Origin of the sequence: Arthrobacter sp. Y81 (assembly GCF_002929335.1) — a bacterium.
Classification (GTDB): Bacteria; Actinomycetota; Actinomycetes; order Actinomycetales; family Micrococcaceae; genus Arthrobacter.
The window spans coordinates 21,449-25,391 of record NZ_PJIL01000033.1 but is presented as its reverse complement, the minus strand read 5'-3'; the positions used below and the strand labels follow the sequence as shown (position 1 = coordinate 25,391).

Sequence of the window (3,943 nt, the reverse complement as noted above, 5' to 3'; positions counted from 1 at the left end):
GAGCGAAAAAGAGCTGGCCTTCAAACCTCGCCCGCGCAAAATCGAAGGACGGCTGGGAGGCGTTGTTTCCGTATGATGTGACAACTGATCCCTCGACCGCGCCCTCTCCAGAGCCAGCCTCCGGTCATATCTACCGACCCTGGGGGTACCCGCGTTTTCTGCGGGCCGTTTCCGCTGGGAAGCAGGGCTGGATCGCGGGAGACTCAGGGGCGCCGGACGCGGGGAGGAACAGGGCCCTTCAGGTCTTGTTACCTATCCCGGCACAGCTGATCGACGCGGGGGGATGTCACTGATCTCGAAGTCGCCGGCCGAGGCCTCCGGTTCGTGGCGGCTAGGTGCCTACGGAGGCCAAGTCTTTACGCCGACCTTTTTGAGGATCGGGTCCTGCGGTCCTGACGTCGCCCGCCGGAGGTGACGTCAGGACCAGACGACGAGTACAGGCCGCAGGAAAGGGCTTCAACCAGGCGAAGACGGTGTTCGGGATTCCTGGATGTCTGCCGTTCGCCTAGGTGAGATGCGGCGGCGATCCTCGTGACGACGCCGGCCATGCGTATATTGACCGGTTTTAGGGGGTCACACCTCAAACCCCATTGCGATCTTTGGAGTAACCCGATGGATTTTGTGAAATTTGATGACTGGAGCACCCTCGAAGGGGTAGAGGTCGAAATCTGGCGCGGCGGGAGCCTGGTGAGACATTGCGTCATCGACGCAGCCACTAAGGACTCATCCATCGTCTGGAGCGCAGCGGATGCGAACAATCGTCGACGATTGTGGGACAAGGCCCGAGGTTTCGAGGTGAGGGTTCCCCCGGTGTTCATCCAGAGGGCCGAAGCCCAAGAGCGCTTGGAGGGCAGGGCCGGCAACCAGAGGTGTAGCGAAATGCAGGCTGGCACCGGCACGAACCGGTTGCACTCAGTGAAGACCGCTTAGCCGTGGCAGAAGGCGTATCAATGAGCCGGATGCGGGAAGGTCCTCACACAGGTTTTTCTAATCTGGCTCGACCTCGGATGAAATGGCGGCCCGCTTCGCAGAGCTGCCTGTCCTGGACTTCAGAAGCGAATGGCCGTCCGGAGAGGGCTGCTTGCGGATGTCGTTCGCCACAGTCCCGTCAGCCTCAGCGAAGGCCTGCGCCCCCTTGAAGAAGCCTTCCCCGGACTTCCTGTGCGCGGACGTCTTCGACGGAAGCAGGAGAATACCTGTGCCCGAATGGGCAACCTCCTTGTCGCCTGGGGCTGAGCTTTCCCGGAGTGGTGACCGGGTGGAGGAGACAGCGGGAGCCGTCGGCGTCTTGCTGACAGGCCCGTCGAGGAAATGAACAAGACGCCGGTCTTGCCCGGTGCGAAATCCTGCCGGGCACGTCACATGAAGGAGAGAGCAAAAGTGACACGTATAGGGATCGTGGGCGAGTTAGGCCGCGAGACAAGGGTGGCGGCGACGCCCGTCACCGTGAGGCAGTTGTTGGAGTTGGGCTACGAGGTCGTGGTCGAGAAGGGCGCGGGGGATTCGGCGTCCTTTGCGGACGACGCATATGCGGCCGCGGGCGCCATGATTGTGGGCGCCGACGAGGCATGGGGCAGCGAAGTGGTGCTGAGGATTAATCCGCCCACAGAAGACGAGATCGGCCGTCTGGCAGAGGGTGCGACACTGATCGGGACGTTGAGTCCGGGCTTGCGGCCAGAGCTGGTGGAGGCTTTGGCGGCGCGTCCGATCACGGCCTTGGCCCTGGACGCCGTGCCGCGGATTTCGCGGGCGCAGTCGATGGATGTGCTGAGTTCGATGGCGAACATTGCCGGGTACCGGGCTGTGATTGAGGCAGCACACGAATTCGGGTGGTTTTTCACCGGTCAGGTGACCGCTGCGGGCAAAGTCCCGCCGGCCAAGGTCCTGGTCGCCGGCGCCGGCGTGGCCGGGCTGGCGGCGATCGGCGCCGCCAGCAGCCTCGGCGCGATCGTGCGCGCTACCGACCCACGGCCGGAGGTGGCCGACCAGGTGAAGTCCATCGGCGGAACCTACCTCAAGGTAGAGGTCGACGAGGTCATGGCGTCTTCGGACGGGTACGCAAAGGCAACGTCTGAGGCGTACAACCGGCGCGCGGCCGAGATCTACTCCGAACAGGCACGGGACGTGGACATCATCATCACCACTGCCCTCATTCCGGGCCGTCCGGCGCCGAAGCTGCTCACGGCCGAGGACGTGGCGGGCATGAAACCAGGCAGCGTGATCGTTGACATGGCTGCCGGCCAGGGCGGAAACGTGGAAGGCTCCGTTGCCGGAGAACGCGTGGTCACCGACAACGGTGTGGTGATCCTGGGCTACACGGACCTTCCCGGACGGCTGCCGGCACAGGCGTCACAGCTGTACGGGACCAATATGCTGAACCTGCTCAAGCTCCTGACGAAGGACAAGGACGGCCAGCTGAGGATCGACTTCGACGACGTGGTGCAGCGCTCGGTGACGGTGGTGCGCAACGGCGAGAAGATCTGGCCCCCGCCGCCGGTCCAAGTCTCCGCCGCGCCCGCCGGGCAGACTGACGCCACCCGTGCGGGAGTGTCCGCTGCCAATAAGACAGCGAAGAAGACGGGGCTCAGCCCGGTCGGTAAAGCCGGGCTGATTGCCGGGGGTATCGCGATTCTTTTTGGGATAAATGCGGTCGCCCCGGCCCCGTTGCCGCAGCACTTCACGGTGCTGATGCTTTCGGTCGTGGTCGGGTTCTATGTCATCGGGAAGGTGCATCATGCCCTTCATACCCCGCTGATGTCCGTCACCAACGCCATCTCCGGAATCATCGTCGTCGGCGCGCTGCTGCAGGTCACCTCAGACAACATCGTCATGCAGATCATCGCCGCTGTTGCGGTCCTGCTGGCCAGCATCAACATTTTCGGCGGCTTCGCCGTCACCCGGCGCATGCTCGCGATGTTCTCCCGCGGAAACAGGGCAGACGGATGACCGCCGTACGTGAAGCAACGCAAACTTTAACCAGGAGCCTTACCGTGTCTGATACTGTCTCCGGTCAGTTGACCGCAGAGTCCATCGCGGGTGCGGCCTACGTTGTCGCGGCCCTGCTGTTTATCCTCAGCCTTGCCGGCCTAAGCAAGCACGAGAAGGCCCGCACGGGTGTCATCTACGGCATCTCGGGCATGGCCATTGCCCTCGCAGCCACCATCTGGCTGACCCTTCAGGGCGCCTGGGGGACAGGAGCGGCGCTCACCGGGCTGGTCCTGCTCGTCATAGCGGTGCTGGTCGGCGGCGCCATCGGGCTCTGGCGGGCCCGTGTGGTGGAAATGACCGGCATGCCGGAGCTGATCGCCCTGCTCCACAGTTTCGTCGGCCTTGCCGCTGTGCTCGTCGGCTGGAACGGCCACCTCGAAGCCCCGGCTCTTACCTCCGACTTGATGGCGATCCACCATGCCGAGGTGTTCATCGGCGTCTTCATCGGCGCGGTGACCTTCACCGGCTCGATCGTGGCGTTCCTGAAACTCTCGGCCAGAATGAAGTCCTCACCGCTGATGCTGCCGGGGAAGAACGCCATCAACCTCGGCGCCCTTATCGCGTTTACCGCCCTCACGGTCTGGTATGTCAATGACCCCCAGCTGTGGCTGCTGGTTGTTGTCACCCTGCTTGCGCTGGGGCTGGGCTGGCACCTCGTGGCTTCCATCGGCGGCGGCGACATGCCCGTCGTTGTGTCCATGCTCAACAGCTACTCCGGCTGGGCCGCGGCCGCCGCAGGCTTCCTGCTCAACAACGACCTGCTCATCATCACCGGCGCCCTGGTAGGCTCATCCGGCGCCTACCTGTCCTACATCATGTGCAAGGCCATGAACCGGTCCTTCATCTCCGTCATCGCCGGCGGGTTCGGCAACGCCGCCCCCGCCGGAAGGGATGCCGACTACGGCGAGCACCGCGAAATCACCGCCCAAGCCACCGCCGAACTGCTGTCCAATGC

3 protein-coding genes are annotated in these 3,943 nt (G+C 63.9%); all 3 read left to right on the top strand.

Translation table 11 applies throughout. The annotated features are described in order from the left end of the window. Positions 1–612 precede the first annotated feature (612 nt). Positions 613–930: a hypothetical protein gene (locus tag CXQ91_RS23455; RefSeq protein WP_104176258.1), complete on the top strand. Its 318-nt coding sequence runs from the start codon at positions 613–615 to the stop codon at positions 928–930. A 450-nt stretch (positions 931–1,380) separates the two neighbouring features. Beyond that, positions 1,381–2,946, top strand: a complete 1,566-nt coding sequence (locus tag CXQ91_RS23450) for a Re/Si-specific NAD(P)(+) transhydrogenase subunit alpha (RefSeq protein ID WP_104176257.1) — start codon at positions 1,381–1,383, stop codon at positions 2,944–2,946. Beyond that, the coding region (locus tag CXQ91_RS23445) for an NAD(P)(+) transhydrogenase (Re/Si-specific) subunit beta (RefSeq protein ID WP_104176259.1) at positions 2,943–3,943 on the top strand (1,001 nt) is incomplete at its 3' end. The genes CXQ91_RS23450 and CXQ91_RS23445, both read left to right, overlap by 4 nt.

Excerpts from the sequence above, each read along its gene's own strand:
- CXQ91_RS23455 (WP_104176258.1), top strand. The coding sequence starts at position 613 with ATGGATTTTGTGAAATTTGATGACTGGAGCACCCTCGAAGGGGTAGAG.